At 65.3% G+C, this 24,527-nt stretch carries 20 protein-coding genes; 6 read left to right on the top strand and 14 right to left on the bottom strand.

The window, feature by feature from the left end; genetic code table 11:
- Positions 1 to 151 precede the first annotated feature (151 nt).
- The 4 genes from BMZ97_RS28760 to guaB form a co-directional block, all read right to left on the bottom strand.
- Complete coding sequence (locus BMZ97_RS28760; RefSeq protein WP_092177935.1) at positions 152 to 3,295, bottom strand: efflux RND transporter permease subunit; 3,144 nt, start codon at positions 3,293 to 3,295, stop codon at positions 152 to 154.
- Complete coding sequence (locus tag BMZ97_RS28755; RefSeq protein ID WP_175525787.1) at positions 3,295 to 4,512, bottom strand: efflux RND transporter periplasmic adaptor subunit; 1,218 nt, start codon at positions 4,510 to 4,512, stop codon at positions 3,295 to 3,297. Before BMZ97_RS28755 ends, BMZ97_RS28760 begins: the two co-directional genes overlap by 1 nt.
- Before the next feature lie 231 nt (positions 4,513 to 4,743).
- Positions 4,744 to 5,154, bottom strand: coding sequence for an MAPEG family protein (locus tag BMZ97_RS28750; protein WP_092177931.1), 411 nt, complete (start codon positions 5,152 to 5,154; stop codon positions 4,744 to 4,746).
- Between the two features lie 306 nt (positions 5,155 to 5,460).
- Complete coding sequence (gene guaB, locus BMZ97_RS28745) at positions 5,461 to 6,954, bottom strand: IMP dehydrogenase (protein ID WP_092177929.1); 1,494 nt, start codon at positions 6,952 to 6,954, stop codon at positions 5,461 to 5,463.
- Between the two features lie 320 nt (positions 6,955 to 7,274).
- Between guaB and BMZ97_RS28740 the strand changes: the two genes are divergently transcribed.
- Positions 7,275 to 8,714: an MFS transporter gene (locus BMZ97_RS28740; RefSeq protein ID WP_092177927.1), complete on the top strand. Its 1,440-nt coding sequence runs from the start codon at positions 7,275 to 7,277 to the stop codon at positions 8,712 to 8,714.
- A gap of 24 nt (positions 8,715 to 8,738) precedes the next feature.
- On the opposite strand, the gene BMZ97_RS28735 is transcribed toward BMZ97_RS28740, so the two are convergent.
- A complete protein-coding gene (locus tag BMZ97_RS28735; RefSeq protein WP_092177925.1) occupies positions 8,739 to 9,653 on the bottom strand; it encodes a DMT family transporter in 915 nt (304 codons plus the stop codon).
- 124 nt (positions 9,654 to 9,777) lie between these two features.
- A complete protein-coding gene (locus BMZ97_RS28730) occupies positions 9,778 to 10,509 on the bottom strand; it encodes a pyridoxamine 5'-phosphate oxidase family protein (protein WP_244546655.1) in 732 nt (243 codons plus the stop codon).
- A gap of 112 nt (positions 10,510 to 10,621) precedes the next feature.
- Here BMZ97_RS28730 and BMZ97_RS28725 point away from each other — a divergent pair, with 112 nt between their 5' ends.
- The 3 genes from BMZ97_RS28725 to BMZ97_RS28715 all read left to right on the top strand — a co-directional run bounded on the left by BMZ97_RS28725 (position 10,622) and on the right by BMZ97_RS28715 (position 12,686).
- Complete coding sequence (locus tag BMZ97_RS28725; protein WP_244546654.1) at positions 10,622 to 11,992, top strand: MocR-like pyridoxine biosynthesis transcription factor PdxR; 1,371 nt, start codon at positions 10,622 to 10,624, stop codon at positions 11,990 to 11,992.
- A gap of 123 nt (positions 11,993 to 12,115) precedes the next feature.
- Positions 12,116 to 12,397, top strand: a complete 282-nt coding sequence (locus BMZ97_RS28720; protein ID WP_092177919.1) for a type II toxin-antitoxin system RelE/ParE family toxin — start codon at positions 12,116 to 12,118, stop codon at positions 12,395 to 12,397.
- Positions 12,372 to 12,686 (top strand): HigA family addiction module antitoxin, encoded by a 315-nt coding sequence (locus BMZ97_RS28715; RefSeq protein ID WP_092177917.1) that lies wholly within the window; start codon positions 12,372 to 12,374, stop codon positions 12,684 to 12,686. Before BMZ97_RS28720 ends, BMZ97_RS28715 begins: the two co-directional genes overlap by 26 nt.
- Positions 12,687 to 12,689: 3 nt before the next feature.
- Here BMZ97_RS28715 and BMZ97_RS28710 read toward each other — a convergent pair whose 3' ends face one another.
- Genes BMZ97_RS28710 through BMZ97_RS28700 form a run of 3 tightly spaced genes read right to left on the bottom strand, consistent with a single transcriptional unit; the run spans position 12,690 to position 15,607 of the window.
- Positions 12,690 to 13,649, bottom strand: coding sequence for an aminoglycoside phosphotransferase family protein (locus BMZ97_RS28710; protein WP_092177915.1), 960 nt, complete (start codon positions 13,647 to 13,649; stop codon positions 12,690 to 12,692).
- Position 13,650: 1 nt separating this feature from the next.
- On the bottom strand, positions 13,651 to 14,385 hold the full coding sequence (locus BMZ97_RS28705) for an RlmE family RNA methyltransferase (RefSeq protein ID WP_092177913.1): 735 nt from the start codon (positions 14,383 to 14,385) through the stop codon (positions 13,651 to 13,653).
- A 58-nt stretch (positions 14,386 to 14,443) separates the two neighbouring features.
- The gene (locus tag BMZ97_RS28700; protein ID WP_244546653.1) at positions 14,444 to 15,607 is read right to left on the bottom strand and encodes a Ppx/GppA phosphatase family protein; all 1,164 of its coding nucleotides are present in this window, start codon (positions 15,605 to 15,607) and stop codon (positions 14,444 to 14,446) included.
- Positions 15,608 to 15,816: 209 nt separating this feature from the next.
- On the opposite strand from BMZ97_RS28700, the gene glpK reads away from it, so the two are divergent.
- The gene (gene glpK / locus BMZ97_RS28695; protein WP_092177911.1) at positions 15,817 to 17,319 is read left to right on the top strand and encodes a glycerol kinase GlpK; all 1,503 of its coding nucleotides are present in this window, start codon (positions 15,817 to 15,819) and stop codon (positions 17,317 to 17,319) included.
- Between the two features lie 9 nt (positions 17,320 to 17,328).
- Here the strand turns inward: glpK and BMZ97_RS28690 are convergent, their stop codons facing one another.
- A complete protein-coding gene (locus BMZ97_RS28690; protein ID WP_175525786.1) occupies positions 17,329 to 18,000 on the bottom strand; it encodes a helix-turn-helix domain-containing protein in 672 nt (223 codons plus the stop codon).
- A 797-nt stretch (positions 18,001 to 18,797) separates the two neighbouring features.
- Between BMZ97_RS28690 and BMZ97_RS28685 the strand changes: the two genes are divergently transcribed.
- Positions 18,798 to 19,691 carry an energy transducer TonB family protein gene (locus tag BMZ97_RS28685; RefSeq protein WP_092178006.1) on the top strand — a complete coding sequence of 298 codons (894 nt, stop codon included), beginning with the start codon at positions 18,798 to 18,800 and terminating at the stop codon, positions 19,689 to 19,691.
- A gap of 31 nt (positions 19,692 to 19,722) precedes the next feature.
- Here BMZ97_RS28685 and BMZ97_RS28680 read toward each other — a convergent pair whose 3' ends face one another.
- The 4 genes from BMZ97_RS28680 to BMZ97_RS28665 all read right to left on the bottom strand — a co-directional run bounded on the left by BMZ97_RS28680 (position 19,723) and on the right by BMZ97_RS28665 (position 24,099).
- On the bottom strand, positions 19,723 to 20,682 hold the full coding sequence (locus BMZ97_RS28680) for a DMT family transporter (protein ID WP_092177906.1): 960 nt from the start codon (positions 20,680 to 20,682) through the stop codon (positions 19,723 to 19,725).
- Positions 20,679 to 21,404 (bottom strand): alanyl-tRNA editing protein, encoded by a 726-nt coding sequence (locus tag BMZ97_RS28675; RefSeq protein WP_092177904.1) that lies wholly within the window; start codon positions 21,402 to 21,404, stop codon positions 20,679 to 20,681. The genes BMZ97_RS28680 and BMZ97_RS28675 overlap by 4 nt, the downstream gene beginning before the upstream one ends.
- Before the next feature lie 124 nt (positions 21,405 to 21,528).
- Positions 21,529 to 22,359, bottom strand: coding sequence for an AraC family transcriptional regulator (locus BMZ97_RS28670; RefSeq protein WP_092178004.1), 831 nt, complete (start codon positions 22,357 to 22,359; stop codon positions 21,529 to 21,531).
- A 66-nt stretch (positions 22,360 to 22,425) separates the two neighbouring features.
- Positions 22,426 to 24,099 (bottom strand): acyl-CoA dehydrogenase family protein, encoded by a 1,674-nt coding sequence (locus BMZ97_RS28665; protein WP_244546652.1) that lies wholly within the window; start codon positions 24,097 to 24,099, stop codon positions 22,426 to 22,428.
- Positions 24,100 to 24,527 lie beyond the last annotated feature (428 nt).

Here is a 24,527-nt window from a genome sequence, read left to right as displayed (position 1 = left end):
TACTCGTCCGCCGCCGAATGGGTGTAGTTTACTTTTTGTTAAGCTTCAACGCCGCTGCGGCGCAGCACACGGAAAAAGGGCGCGATGCTTAACGCAGCGCGCCCTTTGGATCATGAGGCAGGCAAACAGGGGCGAATATCGCCCCTTTGCCTCAGAGCTCCGGCTTGTGGACGGCCTGAGGTACCGCCACGGGGACGCCAGGCACGAGCATGTCCTGCTGGCTCTCCCGCCGGTCGCGACCCGAGAGCCAGCTGTCGACCTTGTCGAGATAAAAATAGACGACCGGGGTGATGTAGAGGGTCAGCAATTGCGAGACCATCAGGCCGCCGACGACGGCGATGCCGAGGGGCTGGCGCAATTCGGCACCGGCGCCATGGCCGAGCGCGATCGGCAGCACGCCGAAGATCGCCGCAAAGCTCGTCATCATGATCGGCCGGAAGCGCACCAGCGCCGCCTCGCGGATGGCGCTAAGCGCGTCATCGCCCATCTTGCGCCGCTCGATCGCGAAATCGACCATCATGATCGCGTTCTTCTTGACGATGCCGACGAGCATCAGGATGCCGATGATCGCGATCACGGACAGGTCCATGCCGAAATATTCAAGCGCGAGCAGGGCGCCCAGGCCGGCCGAGGGCAGGCCGGACAGGATCGTGATCGGGTGGATGAAGCTCTCGTAGAGAATCCCGAGGATGATGTAGATCACCAGGATCGCGGCGAAGATCAGCAGCCCCTGGCCCTTCAGCGCATCCTGGAAGAGCTGTGCGGAGCCTGCGAAGCTGGTGACGATGGTGGTGGGCAGGTTGACGTCGCGCTCTGCCGCCCGGATGGCGTTGACCGCGTCGCCGAGAGAGATGCCCGGCGCGGTGTTGAACGAGATCGTCACCGCCGGCTGCTGCGAGATGCGGTTGACCGCCAGCGGCCCGACGCTCGGCTTGATCGTCGCGACCGATTCCAGCGGCACATTGAGACCGTTTGCGGCCTTGAGTTGCAGGCGCGAGAGCACGCCTGGATCCTGCTGGTAGATGCGGTCGGCCTCCATGATGACCTGATAGTCGGTCGCCGGAGTGAAGATCGTCGCGATCTGGCGCGAGCCGAAGGCGTTGCCCAGCGCCTGCCGGATCTGGTCGCTGGTGATGCCGAGGCTGGCGGCGCGCTCGCGGTCGATATCGATAGAGAGCTGCGGATTGCGTAGTTGCAGGTCGATATTGGCGTCGCGCAATTGCGGGATCTGCGACAGGCGCTGCTGCATCAGCGGGGCATAGGTGAAGAGCTGATTCAGGTCCGGCCCCTGCAGCGAATAGAGGTACTGCGCACGCGAGGAGCGCCCGGCATTCAGGTTGATGTTCTGGACCTGCTGGAACACGGCGGTGATGCCGGGCACCTCGGCGGTCGCGCGTCTGAGCCTGGCAATGACCACCTCGGCCTTGTCGCGCTCCTCTTTCGGCTTCAGCGAGATGAACATGAAGCCGTTGCTGGTGGCGTTGAAGCCGCCGATATTGGCGTTCAGATAATCGACTGCGGGATCGGCCTTGACGATGGCCGAGACCCGTTGCTGGCGCTCCGCCATGGCCTCGAAGGAGGTGTCGGGCGGTCCTTCGGTCGAGGCGCGCAACAGGCCGGTATCCTCGGTCGGGAAGAAGCCCTTTGGGATCGAGGTGTAGAGCGTCGCCGAGACCCAGACGGTGCCGAGCGTGAAGATCAGCATCAGGACGCGGGCCTTGAGGACCCAATCCAGTGTCCAGCGATAGGCGTCGAGCATCGCCTGGAAGCCGGCCTCGAAGACCCGCTCGACGATGTTGGGCTTCTTGTGATGGTCATGCGCCTTGAGGAAGCGGGCGCATAGCATTGGCGTCAATGTCAGCGAGACGAAGCCCGAGACGATGATCGAGGCGGCGATCGTGCCGGCGAACTCGGCGAAGACCTTGCCGACGACACCACCCATGAAGAAGACCGGGATGAACACCGCCACCAGCGAGATGGTGATGGACAGGATGGTGAAGCCGATCTCGCGCGAGCCGTCGAGTGCCGCCTGGAACGGCTTCTTGCCCATCTCGATATGCCGGATGATGTTCTCCAGCATGACGATGGCGTCGTCGACGACGAAGCCGACCGCCAGCGTCAGCGCCAGCAGCGAGATGTTGTCGAGCGAATAGCCGAGCGCATACATGATCGCGAAGGTGCCGATGAGCGAGATCGGCAGCGCCAGCGTCGGGATCACGGTCGCCGCCAGGCTCTTCAGGAACAAGAAGATCACCATGATCACGAGCGCGATCGCGACGACGAGCGAGAACTCGACATCCTCGACCGCTTCGCGGATCGGGATCGAGCGGTCGTTCAGCGCGTACAGCTCGATCGCGGCAGGCAACTGTGACCGATAGCTCTCGATCCGGGCCTTGATGCTGTCGACGACATCGACGGTATTGGCGTCGGACTGGCGATAGACGGCGAGCAGGATCGAGCGCTGGCCATTGTACCAGCTCGCGGTCTGGTCGTTCTCGACCGAGTCATACACGGTCGCGAGATCCTCGAGCCGGATCGGCACGCCGTTCTTCTGGGCTACGATCAGATTGCCGTATTCGCCGGCGCGCTCCATCTGGCCGGTCGCGCCCAGCGTCAGGCGCTGGTTCTCGCCGTTCAGCGTTCCGACGGGCGAATTGGAGTTGGCGGCGGCGATGGCGGTGCGCACATCCGAGAGCGCAAGGCCGCGCGAGGAGACCGCATCGGGATTGATCTTGACGCGCACGGCGTATTTCTGCGCGCCGAAGATGTTGACCTGGGCGACGCCGTTGAGCTGCGAAATCTGCTGCTGCAGCACGTTCTCGCCGAACTCATGGACCTCGTAGAGCGGCTTGGTGGCCGAGGTCAGCACCATGAACAGGATCGGCGTATCGGCCGGGTTGACCTTGCGGAAGCTTGGCGGCGTCGGCAGCTCTGGCGGCAGCCGTCGGGCGGTCGCGCTCAGCGCCGCCTGCACGTCGAGCGCGGCACCATCGATGTTGCGGTTGAGGTCGAATTGCAGCGTGATCGAGGTCGAGCCCTGCTGCGAGACCGAGGACATCGAGGTGATGCCGGAGATCGAGGCGAATTCGCGTTCGAGCGGAGCCGCAATCGAGGAGGCCATCGTCTCAGGCGATGCGCCCGGCATGCGGGCGCTGACATTGATGGTCGGGAAATCGACGCGCGGCAGCGCCGCGACCGGCAATTGCTTGAAGGCGAAGAAGCCGAAGATCAGGAAGGTCGCCATGATCAACGTCGTCATCACAGGACGACGAATGCAGGCCTCGGGCAGGTTCATCAGCCGGCACTCCCGCGCTGAGAGGTCTGGTTGCTCGGCACCTGCTGGCCGCCGCGATTGCGCTCGATCGTGCGGGCGCCATCGGTCAGCAGCAGTGCGCCGTCGACGACGATAGCTTCGCCGCCCTGCAGGCCCGAGGCGAGCACGACGCGCCCGTCCACGGTGCGGTCGAGCACGACCGTGCGCGCTTTGGCGATGTTGTCTTCGATGACGAAGACGTAGGGGCCGTTCTGGCCGTTCTGGACGGCCTCGCGCGGCACGGTCAGCGCATCGGGCTCGACGCGCAAGGTGACGCGGATCTGGCAGAGCGCGCCCGGCCAGAGGGCCTCGGCCGCATTGTCGAAGATGGCGCGCAGCTGGATCGTTCCGGTGGTGGCGTCGACCGTGTTGTCGACCACTGCGATCTTGCCCTCGACGCCCTTGGCGACGCCTTGCTGCGTAGCCAGCACCGTGGCCGTGTCGGCGTTCATCGCGGTGCGGATCGCCGGCAGATAGCGCTGGGGCAGGGCGAAGCTGGCATAGATCGGGTCGATCTGGTTGATCGTCGCCAAGGCGCCGGAGGTATCGCCGACCTTGGCAATGTTGCCCTCCTTCAGTGCGGCGACGCCGATGCGCCCCGAAACCGGCGAGACGATGGTGTAGTAGCTGAGCTGGACCTTCAGCCCGTCGACGGCCGCTTCGCCGCCGAGGATCGAGGCCCGCAAGGTCGCGGCCGCGGCGCGCGCCGTCTCGAGCCGCTGGTCGGTGGCGAAGTCGCGCTTGGCGAGTTCCTCAGCGCGGCGCAGATCGGCCTCGGCCGAGACCAGCGAGGCCTTGTCGCGTACGACATTCGCCTCGGCCTGCCTGAGCTGCGTTTCGAGCTGGCGGGAATCGAGCCGGAAGAGCAAGTCACCCTTCTTGACGTAATCGCCGTCCTTGAAGCCGACCTCCATGATCTGGCTTTCGACGCGGGAGCGCACAGTGACGGCCGACAGTGTCTGCACCGTGCCGATGGCGTCGAGCCGTACGGGCATCGGCATCCGCTCGGCCTTGGCGGTGACGATCGTTACCGGCAGGCGTTGCGGGGCTGCTGCGCGTTGCACGGGCTGCGCGGCTTCCGTCAGAGGTGGTATGACCTTGCCGTAAGGTATCTTGTCGAGAGGCCATGGCACCGGCTTGCCGGCATAATGAAAACCCGCGCCTGCGCCGACGGCGCCGACAACGGCCAAAAGAGCCACGCGCCTAAAAGTCAGAACTGCCATGTCAAGCCTTGCGCCAGAGGGAGGACGAGCCTCTGAACCCCACCAAACGGTTGTCCCCAAACCGTTACCGCCGCAAGCATTTAGCATGCCGACGCTGGGTCAGGGGCGCAAGCTGTAAACACGGTTTATCGCGGCATGTAGCGAGGATGTGACAGGCGTCCAGACAGGATATATCAGGCTCGCGAATCGCCTCTGGCGTGCGTCGTCTCAGACGACCGCGAGGACCACCCCGATCCACATCAGGAACAGGATCAGCACGCCGAGCGCGAACACGCCGGCGCGCGGCTTCATCGCGTTCGAACCGATATGGATCAATGTGTGGACAACGCGGGTGGCGACGAAGGCCCAGGCCAGCCCCGCCATCGCATAGCCGCTCGCGCCGACCTCCATTGCCAGCATGATCAGCGCGAAGAAGATGACCGGCGTCTCGAACTGGTTCGAGAAATTCGCCGCCGCCAGCCGGGCGGGCTCGGGATAGCCCTCGGTGGAGATGGCGATATCGGCCAGGCGCACCTGCTTACCCTTGAAAGCGGCTTGGCGGCGCAGGAAGACGATGACGAGCACCACGAAGATCCACAGGATCATCGCCAATGTGGGGTAGACCAGCTTCAACGTCATCGCGCGCTCCCGTTCCCGGCTTTCATGAGACCACGCACAGGCTGTGCTGGGGCCGGATGATTTCAGCTGGGATCACCGAGTGATCCCAGCTGAAATCTGAATCCGTCTTTCAACTAAGGGTGGGGAGCAGGATCTAATGCGAAAAACCGGTTCCCACTTTTTCGCATCCTGCTCGAGAGCCGGATGATTTCAGATGGGTTCACGAAGTGATCCCATCTGAAATCTGAATCCGTCTCTCATCAAAGAGTGAGAGCAGGATTTAATGCGAAAAACCGGTTCCCACTTTTTCGCATCCTGCTCTTGCGCTCAAGAACGGGTCGGATAGTTCGGGCTCTCGCGCACGATCGTGACGTCGTGGACATGGCTCTCGCGCAGGCCCGCGCTGGTGATGCGGATGAAGCGGGCCTTCGCCTGGTAATCGGCGAGATCCTTGCCGCCGACATAGCCCATGGCGGCGCGTAAGCCTCCGGCGAGCTGGTGCAGGACGCTGGAGACCGGGCCCTTATAGGCGACCTGGCCCTCAATGCCCTCGGGCACAAGCTTGAGCGCGTCCTTGATGTCCTGCTGGAAGTAGCGGTCGGCCGAGCCGCGCGCCATCGCGCCGACCGAGCCCATGCCGCGATAGGATTTGTAGGAGCGGCCCTGATAAAGGAAGGCTTCGCCCGGCGTCTCGTCCGTGCCCGCCAGCAGCGAGCCGACCATGGCGCAAGAAGCCCCTGCCGCCAATGCCTTGGCGAGATCGCCTGAGTATTTGATTCCGCCATCGGCGATGACCGGGATGCCCAGCTTCTGCGCGGCGGAGGCTGCGTCCATCACGGCAGTGAGCTGGGGCACGCCGACGCCGGCGACGATACGGGTGGTGCAGATCGAGCCCGGGCCGATGCCGACCTTGATCGCATCCGCGCCGGCGTCGATCAGCGCCTGGGCGCCGCCCGCAGTGGCGACATTGCCGGCGATGATCTGGACGGCGTTGGAGAGCTTCTTCACCCGTGTCACCGCCTGCAGCACCTTGGCGGAATGGCCATGGGCGGTGTCGACGACGATGATGTCGACGCCCGCGTCGATCAGCAGCTCCGAGCGTTCGAAGCCGAGATCGCCGGTCGTTGTCGCGGCCGCGACCAGGAGGCGGCCACGCGAATCCTTGGCGGCGTTGGGGTGGGCGACCTGCTTCTCCATGTCCTTGACGGTGATCAGGCCGATGCAGCGATAATGATCGTCGACGACCAGGAGCTTCTCGATACGGAACTGGTGGAGGAGGCGGCGCGCCTCGTCCTGATCGACGCCCTCGCGCACCGTGATCAGCCGATCCTTGGTCATCAATTCGGCGACGGGCTGCTCCGGATTGGCGGCGAAGCGGACATCGCGGTTGGTCAGGATGCCGACGAGCTTGCCCTTATGACCCTGCGGCCCGCGCTCGACCACCGGAATGCCGGAGATGCCGTTCTGCTTCATCAATCCAAGCGCGTCGGCGAGCGTTTCGTCGGGATAGATGGTGATCGGATTGGCGATCATCCCCGATTCGAACTTCTTGACGAGGCGGACCTGGGCGGCCTGCTGATCGGCCTCCAGATTGCGATGGATGACGCCGAGGCCGCCTGCCTGCGCCATAGCGATCGCCATCCTAGCCTCTGTCACCGTGTCCATGGCCGAGGCGATGATCGGCAGGTTCAGCGAGATCGTCTTGGTAAGCTTGGTCGAGATATCGACATCGGCCGGCATGACCTCGGACGGGCCGGGTTCAAGCAGCACGTCGTCGAAGGTCAAACCGTCGCGAATGAGGCCGTCAGTCGGGAATGCCATCGTCAACTCCAGGGCCGGTTCGAGCGGCCTGTTTTCAAGATCTGGCGGGGGAGCCGTGATCGGGTTGACGAGGCCCGTTATCATGCGTGTGACGCCGCCGCTAGGGCTGTTGTTGAAAAATGCCCGGATGGCGACGCAAGGCTGCGATGCGTCGCCGTCAGTGGAGGCTCTGCCGCAGCCGTGGCCGAGCGCTCCGCTATGACCTGAAAGCAATTCGGCTTCCCACCAATCCGGTTCCGCGGGAGCTATGTTTCCGTTGCGTTCTGCTCCATATGGTTCCCCCAAATCGTCCGGCCTCCTGTCGAGAGTCTTCCGTCTTGATGCAGCGTGCCAAGCTCCTGCCCCTGATCGTCGCTTGCGCGCTGTTCATGGAGAACACCGACTCCACGGTGATCGCGACCTCGCTGCCGGTGATCGCGCAATCGCTGGGCGAGGATCCGATCGCACTGAAACTGGCACTGACCTCCTATCTCGTCAGCCTCGCCGTCTTCATCCCGATCTCGGGCTGGATGGCGGACCGCTATGGTGCGCGCACGGTCTTCCGGGCGGCGCTCGGCGTCTTCATGGTCGGGTCGATGCTGTGCGCCCTGTCGAATTCGCTCGGGGCCTTCGTCGGGGCGCGCTTCATCCAGGGTATGGGCGGGGCGATGATGGTGCCGGTTGGCCGACTGGTGATCCTGCGCAGCGTCGAGAAATCGGAGCTCGTCAGCGCGCTTGCCTATCTCACCGTGCCGGCGCTGGTCGGCCCCGTCGTCGGCCCGCCACTGGGCGGCTTCATCACCACCTATTTCGACTGGCGCTGGATCTTCTTCATCAACATTCCGATCGGTCTCGTCGGCATCGTGCTGGCGAGCCTGTTCTTCGAGGATATACGCGAGGAGGATGTCGCGCCGCTCGACATTCGTGGTTTCATTCTGTCGTCCTTCGGCTTCGCCAGCCTGATGCTGGGCTTGGCCACGGGCGGGCGCCATCTGGTGCCGGAGGCGGTCTCCTATGCCTGCGTTGCAGCCGGCGTCGCGGCGCTGACCGCCTACTGGTTCCATGCGCGCAAGGCCGCCTATCCCGTGCTCAACCTGTCGCTGCTGCGGATTCCGACCTTCCGCATCGGCGTGGTCGGCGGCTCTATCTTCCGCACCGGCATCGGCGCGATTCCCTTCCTGCTGCCGCTGATGCTGCAGCTCGGCTTCGGTCTCGACGCCTTGCAATCGGGGCTGATCACCTTCGCCTCGGCCGCTGGCGCGCTGATCATGAAGACGCTCGCCAGGACGATCCTGGCGCGCTTCGGCTTCCGCAACGTGCTGACGGTCAATGCGCTGTTCGGGGCGGCCTTCCTGGCGGCTTCGGGCCTGTTCACGCCGCTGACGCCGCATTGGCTGATGCTCTCGGTCCTGCTGATCGGCGGCTGCTTCCGTTCGCTGCAATTCACCGGCATCAACGCACTGAGCTATGCCGATGTCTCCAATCGCGAGATGTCGAGCGCGACCAGCTTCTCCAGTGTCGCCCAGCAATTGTCATTGAGCGTCGGCGTCACCATCGGCGCCTTCGCGCTCGAGACGGCCAATGCCTTCAATGGCGGCAAGGCGCTGGGAGCAGGCGATTTCTGGCCGGCCTTCGCGCTGGTCGGGCTGGTTTCGGCCTCGTCGATGTTCTGGATGGCGCGGCTCGCGCCCGATGCCGGTGCCGAGGTCTCGGGCCACGCCCCGTTCAGCGCACGCAGGGCGACGGCGGAGGCGATCGCGGATCAGAAGCCGCTGGAGTGAGCGATTCGAGGTCGGTCTGCTGGATCACCGCGAAAGCTGTGGCGAGGGAGGCATGTGTTCGACCTCTCCAGCGAGATCCCGCTTCCGTCTCGATTTGACGAGAACATCGACGATGACGGCGGTCATGACGATGCTGCCGCCGATCCAGGCGGGCAAGGACGGCCGCTCGCTGAAGGCCAGCCAAACCCATAGTGGTGCGAGCGGGTTTTCCATGCTGCCGATCAGTGCGGAACGTGTCGCCGAGATCAGGCGTGTGCCGGTCGTCATAAACAGCAGGCCCAAGCCGAATTGGACGGTGCCGAACAGGAGCAAATCGAACAGGCTCGCTGCCGTGACGTGAGCGGGGCTCGCGAAGGGCAAGGCGATGACCGCGCAGAGGAAGGCGGACAGGCAGGCCGCCGGCAGCATGGAAACATGCCGATTCTTGCGGATGACCACCATCATTGCGGCGTATGACAGCGCCATCACCATCGCGAAGGCGTAACCGGCGAGATGCCCTGCCGATGCCTGAGGGTTCACGATGATCGCAACCCCGGCAAGCGCTGCGATGCTCGCCGCCCATGTCGTCCAATCCTCCTTCTCGCCGGCAATGACGAGCGCGAGAATAGCGGTCATGAAGGGGATCGCGGCGTGGATCGTCATGATATCCGCGACTGGAGTCAGCCGCAGAGCGTTGATGAAGCAGATCGTGGCGGTAGCCGACAGGATTGTGACCCAGAGCCCGGCCCATCCCATCGCACGGACAGAACCCAGCAAATCAGGCCGATGACGCCATGCGATATAGGCACCCAAGAACACGCCGCCGAAGATTCCGCGCCAGAACAATATGGTCCAGACATCGTGATCGACCAGGCGAGTGAAATAACCCGACAAGCTGTAGGCGATCGCCGAAGCGACGATCAGCAGCGTGCCGAGCCATTTGTCCTTGTCCTGATGCATCGACTTTCCCCTTGCCCGGGAAAGCTCTAGCAGCAGGCTCCTGACACCATTCTGTCAGGGGTGTTTCGAGGCGGCGAACAATGCGTCGCGCCGACCGCATGCCTCAAGACATTGTGGCCATCCGCTAATGCTCGGGCTCGCGCTCATAGAGACGCTGGGTCTGCGTGAGCGCCTCGTCCAGCCGCGCGCCTTCGCGGTAGGCTGACAGGCTCTCCGGCCGCGAGAGGCCCGGCAGTAAGCGCGGGCAGGGCTCTTCGGCGCCGACAACCGTTCTGACCGGGATCACGCCCGCCCAGACCGGGTGATCATAATCCTCCTCATCGTCGCCGACGCCTTTGGCGCGGGTTTTTGCGGAGGCCTCCTCGATCCGCATGCCGATGACCATGGTGGCCTTGGCTTCCTGTGTGCTGGTCTGACGCAGTGTTTCGGCCCGGTCGGGATAGAAGCGGTTGACGACGCCCAGGAGCGCGCGCGCCTTCTCCTCGGGATCGTCGATGATCCGGGCCGTGCCGAAGCACATCGCCGAGCGGTAATTGGCGGAATGATTGAAACCCGAGCGGGCCAGCACGAGCCCGTCGAGATGGGAAACGGTCAGGCAGGCCGGCGTTCCCGCGCGCAGATGGCGCAGCATGCGGCTGGCCGAGGAGCCGTGCCAGTAGAGGACGTCGTCCTCGCGCCAGTGAATCGTCGGGGTGCAATAGGGCTGGCCATCGAGCACATAGGCGACGTGACACAGGAGGCCCGCATCAAGGACCGCGAAGACGGCGGCCCGGTCGTAGCTGCCGCGTTCATGCAGGCGCTTCACCCGGTTGCGGCCGGTGATGGGGAAGGCTTCGTCGATCTGAGTGTCGGTCACCGCACTTGCATCCTTCTGTCGTGCCTGTGCAATCTGCGGCATGCCATTGGCTCACAAAAGAACCAATCTTGTATTGAAAATGACAACCAATCCGCCGGACTGGTCGACACTCATGCCCGTGTTGCCGGGCGAGGGGCCCCGCACCAGAGAACTCTACGGGGCCATCAGGCGATTGATTGAAGCCGGGGTCGTGCCGGCAGGAGCCAAGCTGCCGACGACGCGTGACCTCGCCCGGCGTTTTAGTCTCTCTCGCGCGTCGGCGGTCGCGGCTTTCGAGATGCTGACGGCCGATGGCTTTGCCGAGGCCAGGGTCGGCGCGGGAACCTTCGTCGCGGCGCAGGTCCCGCATCTGCCGGTGGCGGCCGTCAAGGATCTCGGGCCGGATCTTGGGGTCTTGCCGCCTCTGCCTTGCGCGCTTGGCGTAGCCATGCCGGATGCGCGGACGCTGCGGGTGTTCCGGAGCCTCCTGGCGCGGCGTCTGGCCCGGCCGGGGCCGGAGCATTTCCACTATGGCGATCCACGGGGCGGGCTCGCGCTTCGCCAAGCCATCGCCGCTTATCTCCGTTCGGCGCGCGGCGTCCGCTGCGATGCCGAGCAGATCATCGTGACCTCGGGCTCCCAGCAGGGGCTCGATCTGCTGATCCGTGCCGCTATCCGCCCAGGCGACGCCGTCTGGATCGAGGATCCCTGCTATCCCATGGCTCATGCGGCGCTTGCCAATTCCGGCGGCCATGTTGTCGGCGTACCCGTCGATTCCGAGGGGCTGGACCCGGTTCTCGGGGAGGCGCTCTGCCCACGGGCGCGGGCCGTCTACGTCACGCCCTCGCATCAGTTTCCGCTTGGCATCACGATGACGATGCGCCGCCGCCTGGCCCTGATCGACTGGGCGCGGCGCAACGAGGCCTGGATCATCGAAGACGACTACGACAGCGAATTCCGCTATGCTGGGCCGCCGCTCACCGCCTTGCAGGGCATGGACGCCTCGGGCCGCGTCGCCTATCTCGGCACCTTCTCAAAAGTGCTGTTTCCAGGGTTGAGGGTCGGCTACGCCGTCGTGCCGGAGCCGCTGCTCGATGCTGTGCTTGAGCTGCGCGCTCGCACGGACAGGCATCCGCCGAGCCTAGCCGAAGGCGCGCTGGCGGATCTGCTGAACGAGGGCCATTTTGCCGCGCATCTGCGCCGCAGCCGCCGGCGGGTCCATGCGGCACGCGATGCGCTGGTGGCGGGGCTTCAGGCCTGCCGCGCGGGCGTTCTGGATGTGACCGCGCCAGAGCAGGGGCTGCATCTGGTGGCGAAGCTCACATCCGTGCGCCGCGATGTCGAGATCGTCGCGGCCACGAAGGCGGCAGGCGTTGGCGCGCGGGCGCTGTCATCGATGTTCGTGACGTCTCAACCGCAACAGGGGCTGGTTCTGGGATTTTCAGGGTTTGCAGATGGCGAACTGCGCGCCGCGGCGGCCAGGCTCGATGCGCTCCTGAATTGAACGAGCTGCGACCGGCCGCAACTCGCGCCGGAGAGTGGCGCGGAATTCGCGGGCCAGAGGCTGGAGTGAGACCGCCGCGAATAGATTTCTTTGACCGTATAACGTTATGCGTTATGGTTGCTTATGATCGTCAGCTTCCGGGATAGCGAGACTGCGAGGATCTGGGATGGCGAGCAGTCGCGGCGGCTTCCGTCGGACATTCAGGCGACGGGACTGGTCAAGCTGCGTTTGCTCAATCGCGCCAAGCGCCTCGACGATTTGCGAGTGCCGCCCGGCAATCGCCTCGAACTGCTGCGGGGCAATCGCGCCGGCCAGCATTCTATCCGGATCAACCAGCAGTGGCGGATTTGCTTCCGCTGGACAGAAGGAGGGCCCGCCGATGTCGAAATCGTCGATTACCACTGAAGACCTGCTGCCGAACCCGCATGCCGGGAGCATCCTCCTGGACGAGTTCATCAGACCAATGGGCCTCAGCCAGACGGCCCTGGCGCATGCGATTGGCGTGTCGCCCAGGCGGATCAACGAGATCGTGCTGGGCAAGCGCGCGGTGACGGCCGACACCGATCTCCGGCTTGCGCGCTATTTCGGCATGTCGGACGGGTTCTTCCTCGGGCTGCAGATCGACTACGATCTGATGGAGGCGAAGCGCGCGATCGGGGCGACGCTGGCTGCGATCACGCCGCGCGCCGCCTAGCTGTTAGATGGCGTCGAGCGGCCACAGCATGCGTTCAAGCTCGGCCAGCGTCGCCGCCTTTTTGTGCCAGCCCGGAATGGCGATCTTGCTCATGGGATCGCTGGCGCGATGCAGGAAGGTCAGCGTCAATAATCGCCGTGTCAGGCCCGGATCGATCTTGGCGGGCGAATAGCCGAAACCCTGCAGCAGGTTGCGCACGCGGCCTGGCCGTCCCTCGGTCATGAAGGCGCTGGGGCCCAGAAGATCATATTCGCCCCAGCCGGCGAGGACGTCTCCGAAATCGAAGAGGCCGGCGAGCCGCCAGCCATCACCGTCGGGCTCAAGCAGGAAATTCTCGGGGATATATTCGCCGGTCAGGATGACGGGTGCTGCGTCCATCGGGATCAGGGCCGGGGCAGCGGCTATCAGTGCATCGAGCTCGTCCCAGTATTTTTCCGGTAATCCCAAGCGGATCTGGCGCTCCCGGCAGCCCGCGATCTGCCGTGACATGAACTCGGCCCAGCCGGGTTCGATCAGCGCGAGCTCGCCGATCGGCGCGCGCTGCACCTGAGCGATCGTCTCCCCGATCTGGCGGAGAACGATCTCCTTCCAGCTTTCGGACAAAACTGGCCAGATTTCCGAGCCGAGCATGCCGCTGAGGCGGGTCATTGCGAGATAAGGCCACTGATCCCGCTCGCCTTCGAGGATGATCTCGGGCGTGGGGATATCGAGCTGTCTGTGCAATTGCTTCAGTGTAACGCGCTCGGAGATAAACTGGCCCCTGAGGGCCGGGGGAAAGATCTTCAGGACCAGGTCCGGGCCGAGACCCAGGACGAGATTGGTGCCCGTGGCGAAGATATGAGGATTATCCGCAGGCAAGCCATGGCTGCGCGCGATGTCGAGCGCTGCCGGCAACCAGCGTGCCGTGTCCGTGCGCCAGGCCGCGAAAGCCTGCCCGGTCTCCGGCAACGGAAGGCCCGTCATCTCAGCCGGTCGGCGCTGCGTCGCTGGGTTCAGGCTTGCGCCGAAATCCCGTCGCCAGCACGTAAAGCTCCGAGGAATCCGGACGGCTCGCCGCTGGCTTGACGTTGCGCACCAATGTGAAATCGCGCTTGAGCTGCTTGAGCAATTCGGCGCTGTCGCCGCCCTGGAAGAGTTTCGCCAGGAAGAAGCCGCCCGGCGCCAGGATGCCGTTGGCGAATTCGAGCGCGGCCTCGGCCAGCGCGATGATCTTGAGATGGTCGGTCTTCTTGTGCCCGGTTGTGTTGGCCGCCATGTCGGACATCACGCCGTCGGCGCGCCCGCCAAGCCGTTCGGTCAGGAGGGCTGGGGCCTCCTCTGCCATGAAGTCCATCTCGATCAGATCGACGCCGGGGATCGGATCGACATGGAGCAGATCGATGCCGACGATGCGGCCTTTGCCCTGTTCGAGGCCGATGCGCTTGGCTGCGATCTGGCACCAGCCGCCGGGCGCGCAGCCGAGATCGATCAGCTTCTGTCCCGTCTTGAGGAACTTGTAGCGGTCGTCCATCTCCTCGATCTTGAAGGCGGCGCGCGAGCGATGGCCGAGTTCGCGGGCCCGCTTGACATAGGGGTCGTTGAGCTGGCGCTCGAGCCAGAGCTGTGAGGAATGCTTGAGCTTCCCCGCCTTCTTGACCTTGACCCGCAGGTCGCGGGCTCCGGCGACATTCGATTTGCCGCCCAGTTTGCCGACACTCATGGCTGTTCGCCCATATCCTTTTGCTGGCGCTCAGCCAGCTTTCATCGTCGTGCCGGCGTCATGCCTGCCTGCGCCGCCACCAGGCGCGATCCTCGTGCATCATCCTGAGCAGGATGCCCTCGCGCAGGCCGCGATCGGCGATGCGGACGCGGTCACTCGGAAAGGCCCGGCGGATCGCCTCGAAGATGGCGCAGCCCGCGAGCACCAGATCGGCGCGCTCACGGCCGATGCAGGCATTCGCCGCCCGAGCGGCATAGTCCATCTCGACCAATTGGTCGATGACCGTCAGGATATCTTCCTGCCGCATCCATAAACCATCGACGACGCGGCGATCATAGCGGGCTAAGCCGAGATGGATGCCGGCGACGGTGGTCACGGTGCCCGAGGTGCCGAGCAGGTGGAAGCTCTTGGCGCAGCGCACTGCCGAGGCCTTCTTCGCGAAGGGCTCGAGCGCCTGCGTGCAATCCTCGACCATGCGCTCGAAGAGGGCGCGATCGACATCGACACCGCCATAGCGCTCGGCAACTGTGACGACGCCGATCGGCAGCGAAGCCCATTCGCGGATGCGCGCGGCTGGATCACGCGCCTCGTTGCGCCCGCCCATCCAGACGATCTCGGTGGAACCGCCGCCGATATCGAAGACGATGACGCCTTCGGCGGCCGGATCGGCGAGCGCGGCGCAGCCCGAGACGGCGAGCGAGGCCTCGGTGCGCTGGTCGACGATCTCGAGTTCGAGCTCGGCTTCGTCAGCGACACGGCGGACGAATTCGAGCCCGTTGGTTGCGGCGCGGCAGGCTTCCGTCGTCACCAAGCGGGCGCGGGTGACGCCGCGATTCGTCATCTTGGTCTGGCAGACCTTCAACGCCTCGACGGCGCGAGCCATCGCCGCCTCGCCAAGCTTGCCGCTGGCGGCCAGGCCCTCGCCGAGCCGGACGATGCGCGAAAAGGCGTCGACGACGCGAAAACCGTGCTGCGCGGGCCTGGCGATCAACAGGCGGCAGTTATTGGTGCCGAGGTCGAGCGCGGCATAGGTGGCGGGGGGCGGGCGCTGCGCATAAACGCGCACGGGCAAGGGCGTGACCGCGCCATGGGGTATTGCGCCGATCATGAGCGAATCGACGCTATGGGCCTGCACCGGCGCCATGGTCGCGACGCCTTGCTCCTGCCGGTCCTCCACCGCCACCGCTTCCAATCCCCTGGCCGCCTGCAGGCGCTTTCGCACTGCGGCGGGAGCCGGACAACACGCCCGGCCGCTTGCTTCGGAAGCGAGCGTAACAACAGCACGATGGCAGTGCCAAGCGGAACCTTTCGCCGCGGCCAACGCCGGCCATCATGCTGGCTATCATGCTCTTGCCGCGCGCTCCCGGTTTCGGCCAGTCTGCGGGCAGGTCGCAGCAAGTCGATCGTCAATTGGGCAGGGACGGAAGCCTCATGGGCGCAGCACGCCATATCCTCGCGATCGACCAGGGAACGACCTCCTCGCGCGCGATTTTGTTCGATGAGGGATTGCGCGCCGTCGCCAGCGCCCAGCAGGAATTCACGCAGCATTTCCCTGCCTCGGGTTGGGTCGAGCACGAGCCTGAAGACCTATGGGAGAGTGTGCTGGCGACCTGCCGCGCAGCGATCGCGAAGGCTAACCTCAGCGCGGGCGACGTCGCGGCGATCGGAATCACCAATCAGCGCGAGACCACGCTGATCTGGGACCGCAGCACGGGCCGCGCGATCCACCGCGCCATCGTCTGGCAAGACCGGCGCACGGCGGAAGCTTGCGCGAAGCTGGTCGAGGCAGGGCATGAGGCACTCGTCGCCGGGCGAACGGGCTTGCGGATCGACCCCTATTTCTCCGCGACCAAGATCGCCTGGCTGCTCGACAATGTGCCAGGCGCCCGGCGCCGGGCGGAGGCCGGCGAACTCGCCTTCGGGACGGTCGATTCGTTCCTGCTCTGGCGGCTGACCGGCGGCGCGGTGCATGCGACCGACGCGACCAATGCGGCGCGCACCATGCTGTTCGACATCGGGCGCGGCGTCTGGGATGCGGAGCTGCTGGCTCTGTTTAGGGTTCCGGCCGCACTTCTGCCAGAGGTCAAGGATTGCGCCGCGCTGTTTGGCGAGAGCGCGCCGGAGCATTTCGGCAAGCCGATCCCGGTGCGCGGCATCGCCGGGGACCAGCAGGCGGCGACGATCGGGCAGGCCTGCTTCTCGCCCGGTATGGTGAAGTCTACCTATGGCACGGGCTGCTTCGCCTTGCTCAATACGGGGGCTGCGCCGGTCGCCTCGAAGCACCGGCTGCTCAGCACCATCGCCTACCAGTTCGGCGGCGAACGAACCTATGCGCTGGAGGGCTCGATCTTCATCGCGGGAGCAGCGGTGCAATGGCTGCGCGACGGGCTCGGCATCATCGAAAAGGCGAGCGAGACCGGGCCCTTGGCGCAAGCGGCCGATCCGGCGCAGGAGGTCTATCTGGTGCCGGCCTTCGTCGGCCTTGGCGCGCCGCATTGGGACGCGCAGGCGCGGGGCGCGATGTTCGGACTGACGCGCAACAGCGGTCCGCGCGAATTCGCCCGGGCTGCGCTCGAAAGCGTCTGCTACCAGACGCTCGACCTGATCGAGGCGATGCGGGCTGATTGGCCGGCAGCGGGGCAGGGCCAGTCGGTATTGCGGGTCGATGGCGGCATGGTCGCTTCGGACTGGACGATGCAGCGGCTGGCCGACATTCTCGACCTCGCCGTCGATCGCCCCTTGGTGCTCGAGACCACAGCGCTGGGCGCGGCCTATCTCGCCGGGCTGGATGCGGGGCTGTTGCCGGAGCCCGATCGTTTCGCCGATCTCTGGCGGCTCGACCGGCGCTTTTCGCCGGCGATGGCCGGGAGCGAGCGGGAGCGCAAGGTCGCAGGCTGGCGCGACAGCGTGCGCCGGACCTTGAGCGGAGCGTGAGCTCCGTTCTCAGCCTTGAGCCAATGCCTCGAGCTTTTTGAGGTCGGTGATGGTCATGGTCTTGCCATCGATCGCGATGCCGTGCTCGCGCAGGACATTGAACAGCCGCGACAGATTGGCCGGCGACATGCCGAGTTCATAGGCCAGTGCGCGTTTCGAGAAGACGATCTCGACGGTCGCGGAGCGACCGCTCGGATCCATCTCGGCCAGAATCCATTGCGAGAGCCGCTGTTCCGCCGTCCGCAGCTTCTGGTCGAGAAGCCGGTGCGTCATCGCCAGATAGGTCCCTGAAACATGAACCAGCGCGGCGTTGCAGACGGCCTGATCGTCGCGCACCGCCTTCAGGAAAGCCGTCTTTTCGATGGCGATCGCTTCGCAAGTCTCGCGCGTGACGATTGACAACGCAGCGGGTTGATCTCGGATGGTTGCGGCCACCTCGAATACCATCGGCGCCGTTGTCGTGGCGAGGATAGTTTCGGCATCGTTCAACCGGGCCCAGGCTTCGGTGGAGCCGGAGCGCAGGCAGTAGATGTAGCGCGGAATCTGGCCGACCCTGTTGATCTCGATGCCGGCCGAGAAGGACTGGAAGATGCAGCTTGGCGCGAGCTCGCGCAGCGTGCTTTCCTGTGCGTCGGAGAACAGGGCGAATGTCCTCAGCGCCGATATGGCGATGTCAGGCATCATCATGCTCGTGATGTTTTGCTTGGCCGACCGTCATGCGATCCGGTGAGAAGCTGATCCAGACCGCAGGCTACGCACGGGCCGCAACGACGCTGCCGCAGCCAGTGCTGCCGATTTGTCAGATCAGTAGTCGGAAATTGGTTATATAGAGAAGACATCTTCACTTTTCGAAGATTTCGAGCGTGTTTGGAAAGCCCGCGATTCATTTATGCAGGTATAATATCAATCCTGCGTTGCGCTACCTCATCACGGTTGCAGCGTCGCGTTTAGTCATGCGTTGCAGCATTGGGCGCAAGCTTATTTTGCAGGGATGGCGCTACGCGCCTTCCGAAGCGCTCCATGCGCTGCCTGTCCGTCCCCAGTCGTGGGCGGGCGCTGGGCCGCGTTGCGTGCGGGCCTGCGCAGTATCCGGATTCGGAATTCCAGGCTTGTCTAGAACTGATATAAACTACTGTTGTTGCAGAAGAAATTTCGATTTGGTATGGCACGTCGCAGTGCCGCCGGGTTGCCGGGACCACGCAGAATGCGTGAGGTTCGGCGATGTCCGAGGCTTCGTAGCCAGCCCGATTTTTGGGGTGAGCCAGCCGTTTCTTGGATATGCGCCCCGCTTGGCCATGTCGGATTTGAGCCGCAACGGGACCGTAAGGACCCAAGAGGGGCTGACGATTGGGACCAGACTCCGCGATGGATCGTAGGAAGCGTGTCATCGGCCTGGAAATGAACCGGCTGGGCAAGGCCAGCCTTTGCGAGCAGGTGCGTTGCGATCTCGATTGCGGCGCAGCGCCGATGCGGCAGCCATGAGCATGGGGCGTGATGTGAGTGTCTCGCGCTTCTGGCCGGGTGCCCTGCGCTGGAGCGTGGCGGCGCTCGTCGTCGCCAGCGCCCATGCCGGGGCCGGTTGGATGATCCTGAACTGGCAGCAGGCCGAGGCTGCGATGGGTGAGCCGCCAGCGGCCGTGATGATCGAGCTCGCACCGATCGCTGTCGCGCCCGAAACGCCGCCGCAGGAGGTTGCGCCGGGTCCCGAAATGGTCGAGGCCCAGCCAGAGCCTGCGCCCGAGCGGGTCGTCGAAAAGCCGCCCGAGGAGACGCCGCGCGAGCCTGAGCCGGTGGTGACGCCGGTCGAGCCGACGCCGGAGGTTCCGCTGCCGGTGATGCAGCCCGAGCCCGGGATCAAGCTGCCCGAGATGCCGCAGATCGCCGATGCACCGGTGGTGCTGCCGCCGCCTCCGCCGCCGCCACGCCCGGTGGTGCAGCGCAAGCCGCCTCCGCCGAAGCCGCGCATGGCCGAGCGGCACAAGCCGGTCGAGCCCGGCCGCCCGCAGATGCGCCAGACGTCCGCGCCGCCGAGCGCACAGGCCCAGACGGCGCCCAGCATGGCCGCGCCCTCGGCCGGGGCTGCCTCTGCGCCATCGGTGTCGCCGGCGAGCTGGCGCGGCACGCTGATCGCCCATCTCAACCGCTATAAGCGCTTCCCCGGCGGGGCGAGCCCCGGCACGGTGCAGGTCGCCTTCAGCATCGATCGCGGCGGGCGCGTGCTCTCGGCGCGCCTGGCGGGTTCCTCGGGCGATACGATCCTCGACGAGGAGGCCGTGGCGATGGTCCGGCGGGCGAGCCCGGTGCCGGCGCCGCCGCAGGGCGTCGGCGGCGGAACGATCGCTCTGGCCGTGCCGGTCAGGTTCTCGCGCTGATCTCGCAAGTCGGTTTCGGCTCGCCTGAAGGTCAAGGCGAGGAGGGGCTGTCGGCCTGGTTGAGCCGAGGGGCTGGCGCCTGCCGGCTGGCGGTCGCGACGGCAAAGCCTGCCAGGATCAGCGCGATCCCGATGAGATGGAACGAGCGGACGGGCTCGCCCAGCAGCAGGAAGGCGAGCGTTGCCGTAAACAGCGCGACGAGGTGGAAGGATGCGCCGGTGACGGTCGCTCCCAGCATGGCGACGCAGCGGTTCCACAGTACGAAGGCCAGGAGCGAGGCGAAGACGCCGATATAAAGCACGGCGGCAATCGAGCCTGCGTCGAGCGGGATTGTCGCGCCGCGGGCGAGTTCGGTCACCCAGAACGGCATCAGCACGAGCAGGCCCGTCACCATGGTTGCGGCGAGGAAGACGAGCGGGTCCAGTGCGGCTGGCTTGCGCCGGATCAGGACCGAATAGAGTGCGTAGTTCGCGACCGCGATCAGGACGAGAATCTCGCCGCCGCCGAGCGAAAGATGTCCGAGGCTGCCAAGATCGCCGCGCGACACAATCCAGGTGACGCCCAGGAAGGAGAGGGCGATACCGAACAGGGTCTTGGGTCGCACGGGCTCGACACCGAGCGCAAAGGCGGCGAGCGGCACCATCAGCGGCAAGGTCGAGTTCAGGAAAGCAACGCTGGCCGCCGGCACGGTCTGGAGGGCAAGGTAGCCCAGGGCGTTGTAGCCGGCGACGCCGAAGGCTCCGCAGGCGAGGATGAGAAGAGCGTGCTGGCGCAGGAGCTGCCGCTGTTCATAGGCGCGCCGCGCCACAAAAGGGGCGAGCACGACAAACGCCACGAGCCAGCGCCCGACGGCGAGCGAGACCGGCGGGAAGGTTGGCCCGAGAGCCCGGCCGAGTACGAGGTTGCCGGCCCAGAACAAAGGCGGCAGCCACAGCAGAAGTGCGGGACGCGCCCAGAGGCGAGCCGCAAGTCCCGGGACGGGATGTGTCATGCCGCACCATCGAGGCCGATGCGCAGGCGGCGGTTGTGGCGGCCCTTGTTGTCGATCTTGAGGATGCGGATCGGGCGTGACGCCCCGGTCGCGGCGAGATGCGTCCCGCCGCAGGCCTGGCGGTCGAGCCCCACGATCTCGACGATGCGGATCGTGCCGTCAGGGGCCGGAGGTGGCGCAACCGAGCGCGAGCGGATCAGGCCCGGTTCGTCGAAGGCTGCGCTTTCGGTGACGTAGGCATCGCGGACGGGCAGGTTTTGCCTGATGACATCGTTGATCGCCGGTTCCAACGCGCGCAGCCGGTCATTATCGGCCTCCGGCAGGTCGAAATCGATCCGGGCGCTGCCGTCCTCGTTCATCTGGACGCCGGTGACGAGGGCGCCGTTGAAGGACTGGTAGACCAGCGCGTTGACGACATGGAGGCCGGTGTGGAGCTCGCGCATGAGTTGGCGGAAGACCGGGTCCACGACGGCCTCGACCGGACCCGGGGGCAGTTCGACAGGCTCTTCCAGGAGATGCCAGAGCTTGCCTCCCTGCGCTTCGAAGCCGACGATGCGGCTCTCGCCGCCGGTCCAGCGCAGGAGGCCGCGATCGGGCAATTGCCCGCCGCCGCCCGGGTAGAATGGGCTCTCATCGAGGAGCAAACGCCCGGGCGCTGTTTCCGTCACCGTGGTAGCGAGCGTGAGCGTGTCTGGATTGTCGAGGCAGTAATGGCGGGCCATGCCGGTGATGTCCTGAGGCTTGAGCCGGCGGCCGCCGCTCCATAGCGGCAGCCGGCGGCCCGATGTTCAGGACAGCCTGGCAGAATCGCGGCGGGCGCTATTGGCTGGAATTGCGCGGCGGCGTTCAGCCGCGCGTCGCCCGCAGCCATTGCAGCGGGGTGATGCCGAAGCAGCGCTTGAAGTGCTTGTTGAGCGCGCTCTGGTCGCAGAAACCGGCGGCGAGGGCGGCCTCGACGATCGGCGTGCCGGCCTTGAGCTCGCGGAGCGCGGCCTTGAGCCGGACCTGTGTCAGATAGGCGTGGGGCGTCAGGCCCGTCGCCCGCTTGAACAGTCCGATGAGCTGGAATGGCGTCAGGCCGACGACCGCGCCCATTTCGTCGAGCGTGAGCTCTTCAGTGTAACGCTCGTTCATCAGCGCCTGGACAAGGCCGGCGAGCTCCCGGTCGCGCGGCGCGGCGGGAATGGGCTCGCCGCCGCTGCCGTGGCGGCGGAACAGCACGCCGAAGCTGCTCACGAGCAGCTCATGCTCCTCCAGCGCGTCGCGGCCGTCGTCGAGCGCCTGGTGCAGAGCCAGGAAGGAGGCGACCAGAGCCTCGTCCTTGAAGGCGTTGGCGGTGAAATAGGGTGTCGCGCCAATGCCGAGCGAACGGCCCACCGCCTCAATTGCAGGCTTGCTCAGATAGAGCCCGCGATAGCGCCAGCGCTTGCTCCAGCCCATGCGCCCCGAATGGGGCTCGGCCGGGTTGAACACCAGAAGCGTGGCAGCGCTTGCCTCCTCGGTCGAACCGCGGCTCTTGAATTCCGAGCCGCCGGCCTCGGTGACCGCGACGACGAAGGCGTCATGGCTATGCGGCGCGTATTCATGGCTGGTGAAATCGGCCGCAAGGCAGCTCAGGCCGGGGACATGCGGATCCCGCCAGTAACGTGAGCTGTTGCGCGTATCGATGCGAGCCAAACCGCCAATCTCCCAGATCACAGCATAACCAAAGCCGGCCGCCGCCGCGACCTTTCGTTCCGCAGCCTATTGCAGCCGGGAGCGTGCGATGATCGCCGCGGCGTCGACCCCGCGCGGCAGGCTGCCAAAAGCCCGGTTCGACAAGCCATCCAGCCGCGAGGCGAGATAGGCGTCGGAGACGGCGGGGATCGAGTGGCGCGCCAGCAGCGAGGCCTCCATGACGGTTGCGATCATCGCTGTGATCTGGCGCGCGCGGTGCTCCAGCTCAAGCGGGTCGGAGAGCTCCACTTCCAGGGCGTCGATTGCGGTGTCGAGACGATGGTCGACGCCCCGCGCCAAGGCGAGCTCGTCGAGCAACGCCGCAACCGAATCGGGCTCGCGCTGCAGGGCGCGCAGGACGTCGAGGCAGATGACATTGCCCGTGCCCTCCCAGATCCCGTTCAGCGGCGCCTCGCGATAGAGCCGCGCCATCGGCTGCTCCTCGATGAAGCCATTGCCGCCATGGCATTCGAGGGCTTCGGCGATGAAGGCCGGCACACGCTTGCAGTTCCAGAATTTCGCGACCGGGGTGAGGATACGCTCCAGGAGGCGGGCCTGTTCCGAGCCCGCTGCGCTCTCGTCCACGGCGCGGGCGAGGCGGAAGGCGATCACGGTCGCTGCTTCCGATTCGAGGCAGAGATCGGCGAGCACATTGCGCATCAAGGGCTGGTCGGCGAGCACGCGCTGAAAGACCCGGCGGCCATGCGTATGGTGCAGCGTCAGGTTCAAGGCCCAGCGCATCAGCCCGGCCGAGCCGATGGCGAAGTCGAGCCGGGTCAGATGGGCCATTTCGATCGCGGCCCGGACGCCGCGCCCTTCCTCGCCCAGCAGGATGGCATAGGTGTCGTCATATTCGATCTCGCTCGAGGCGTTGGAGCGATTGCCGCATTTGTCCTTCAGCCGCTGGATGAAGAAGCGGTTGCGCGTTCCATCCGGCAATGAGCGCGGCACGAAGAAGCAGGATGGCCCCTTCTCGGTTTGGGCTAGCGTCAGGAAGGCATCGCTCATCGGCGCCGAGCAGAACCATTTATGGCCCGTCAGCCGGTACTCTGCGCCGGTTCCGCCGCCATTGACCGGCGCGGCGCGTGTCGTATTGGCCCGCAGGTCCGAGCCGCCCTGTTTCTCGGTCAAGGCCATTCCGATGGTGACCGCGATCTTGTCCGTCGCGGGAATGGCGCGCGGATCATAGGCTTCGGCGAGAGCCTTGCCTTCCCAAGCCGCGCGAATGGCGGGCACGAGGCGCAGGCTTGGTATCGCTGAATAGGCCATCCCGGTGGGGCAGCCGACGCCGTTCTCGATTTCGTTCCAGAGATAGCTGAGAGCCGCTCTTCCGGCATGGGCGCCGGGCCGGTTCGCGGTCCAGGCGAGGGAATGCACGCCCGACCCGAAGGCGAGCCCCATCAAGGCGTGGTAGCTCGGATGGAACTCGACGGCATCGATCCGGTGCCCGAAGCGGTCATGGCTCTTCAGCGCAGGGCCGTGCTTGTTGGCGAGATGGGCATGTTCCTGAATCTCCGGGTCGCCGGCGGCGGCACCGAGCCTTGAGGCGCGGTCTGCGACCCATCCCGCTCCTTCGCGTTCGACCGCCTCGCGCAGGATCCGGTCCGCCTCGAAGAGATTGATACCGGTGAGAGCGCCGGACTGGTTGGTGACCTCATGTGTCGTCGCCGGGTAAATCCGTGCATCGATCATCGGCGGCATGCCCAATCCTCCGCTTCATTATGGATCGGGGGAGTGTAGGCCCGCGCGAGCACGGTTATTGGCTAAATTTGCAAACGGGGTCGCTCTTGCCTGAGCTGCGCGGCCGCCGGGCAGGCGCTTTCCGGGAGATTGCAAAGACGCGCTTGCTCCAGGAAGTCAATGAATTCGAATAAAATCCGAATTAATTTCGGACTATCACCGCTGCATTAACCGGCAATATATGAACAATCGCAGGCGATCCGTGATGTGGATCGCCGACGACCAAGCTGTCAGACACTACGACAACCGGCCGTTGGTGTTGTATCTGGTTTTGTGTTCTGTAACCTAATCTAGCGATGGCGATGGTTTCCTGCTTTGCATCCCGCCTCAGCCTCAATTAGTATTGCCTCCAGGGTAGGACGCCAGCGGGCGGGGCTGGCACGATTAGG

The sequence above is a fragment of the Allobosea sp. OK403 genome, from assembly GCF_900113835.1.
GTDB lineage: Bacteria > Pseudomonadota > Alphaproteobacteria > Rhizobiales > Beijerinckiaceae > Allobosea.
Note: the sequence above shows the minus strand (reverse complement) of the source record. Positions and strands in the feature narration are given on the sequence as shown.

What these genes read in the sequence shown, in the direction of transcription:
- BMZ97_RS28760 (WP_092177935.1), bottom strand. Translation starts at nt 3,295, where the DNA reads ATGAACCTGCCCGAGGCCTGCATTCGTCGTCCTGTGATGACGACGTTG.
- BMZ97_RS28750 (WP_092177931.1), bottom strand. Translation starts at nt 5,154, where the DNA reads ATGACGTTGAAGCTGGTCTACCCCACATTGGCGATGATCCTGTGGATC.
- guaB (WP_092177929.1), bottom strand. Translation starts at nt 6,954, where the DNA reads ATGGCATTCCCGACTGACGGCCTCATTCGCGACGGTTTGACCTTCGAC.
- BMZ97_RS28740 (WP_092177927.1), top strand. Translation starts at nt 7,275, where the DNA reads ATGCAGCGTGCCAAGCTCCTGCCCCTGATCGTCGCTTGCGCGCTGTTC.
- BMZ97_RS28735 (WP_092177925.1), bottom strand. Translation starts at nt 9,653, where the DNA reads ATGCATCAGGACAAGGACAAATGGCTCGGCACGCTGCTGATCGTCGCT.
- BMZ97_RS28725 (WP_244546654.1), top strand. Translation starts at nt 10,622, where the DNA reads ATGCCCGTGTTGCCGGGCGAGGGGCCCCGCACCAGAGAACTCTACGGG.
- BMZ97_RS28720 (WP_092177919.1), top strand. Translation starts at nt 12,116, where the DNA reads ATGATCGTCAGCTTCCGGGATAGCGAGACTGCGAGGATCTGGGATGGC.
- BMZ97_RS28715 (WP_092177917.1), top strand. Translation starts at nt 12,372, where the DNA reads ATGTCGAAATCGTCGATTACCACTGAAGACCTGCTGCCGAACCCGCAT.
- BMZ97_RS28710 (WP_092177915.1), bottom strand. Translation starts at nt 13,649, where the DNA reads ATGACGGGCCTTCCGTTGCCGGAGACCGGGCAGGCTTTCGCGGCCTGG.
- BMZ97_RS28705 (WP_092177913.1), bottom strand. Translation starts at nt 14,385, where the DNA reads ATGAGTGTCGGCAAACTGGGCGGCAAATCGAATGTCGCCGGAGCCCGC.
- glpK (WP_092177911.1), top strand. Translation starts at nt 15,817, where the DNA reads ATGGGCGCAGCACGCCATATCCTCGCGATCGACCAGGGAACGACCTCC.
- BMZ97_RS28690 (WP_175525786.1), bottom strand. Translation starts at nt 18,000, where the DNA reads ATGCCTGACATCGCCATATCGGCGCTGAGGACATTCGCCCTGTTCTCC.
- BMZ97_RS28685 (WP_092178006.1), top strand. Translation starts at nt 18,798, where the DNA reads ATGAGCATGGGGCGTGATGTGAGTGTCTCGCGCTTCTGGCCGGGTGCC.
- BMZ97_RS28680 (WP_092177906.1), bottom strand. Translation starts at nt 20,682, where the DNA reads ATGACACATCCCGTCCCGGGACTTGCGGCTCGCCTCTGGGCGCGTCCC.
- BMZ97_RS28675 (WP_092177904.1), bottom strand. Translation starts at nt 21,404, where the DNA reads ATGGCCCGCCATTACTGCCTCGACAATCCAGACACGCTCACGCTCGCT.
- BMZ97_RS28665 (WP_244546652.1), bottom strand. Translation starts at nt 24,099, where the DNA reads ATGCCGCCGATGATCGATGCACGGATTTACCCGGCGACGACACATGAG.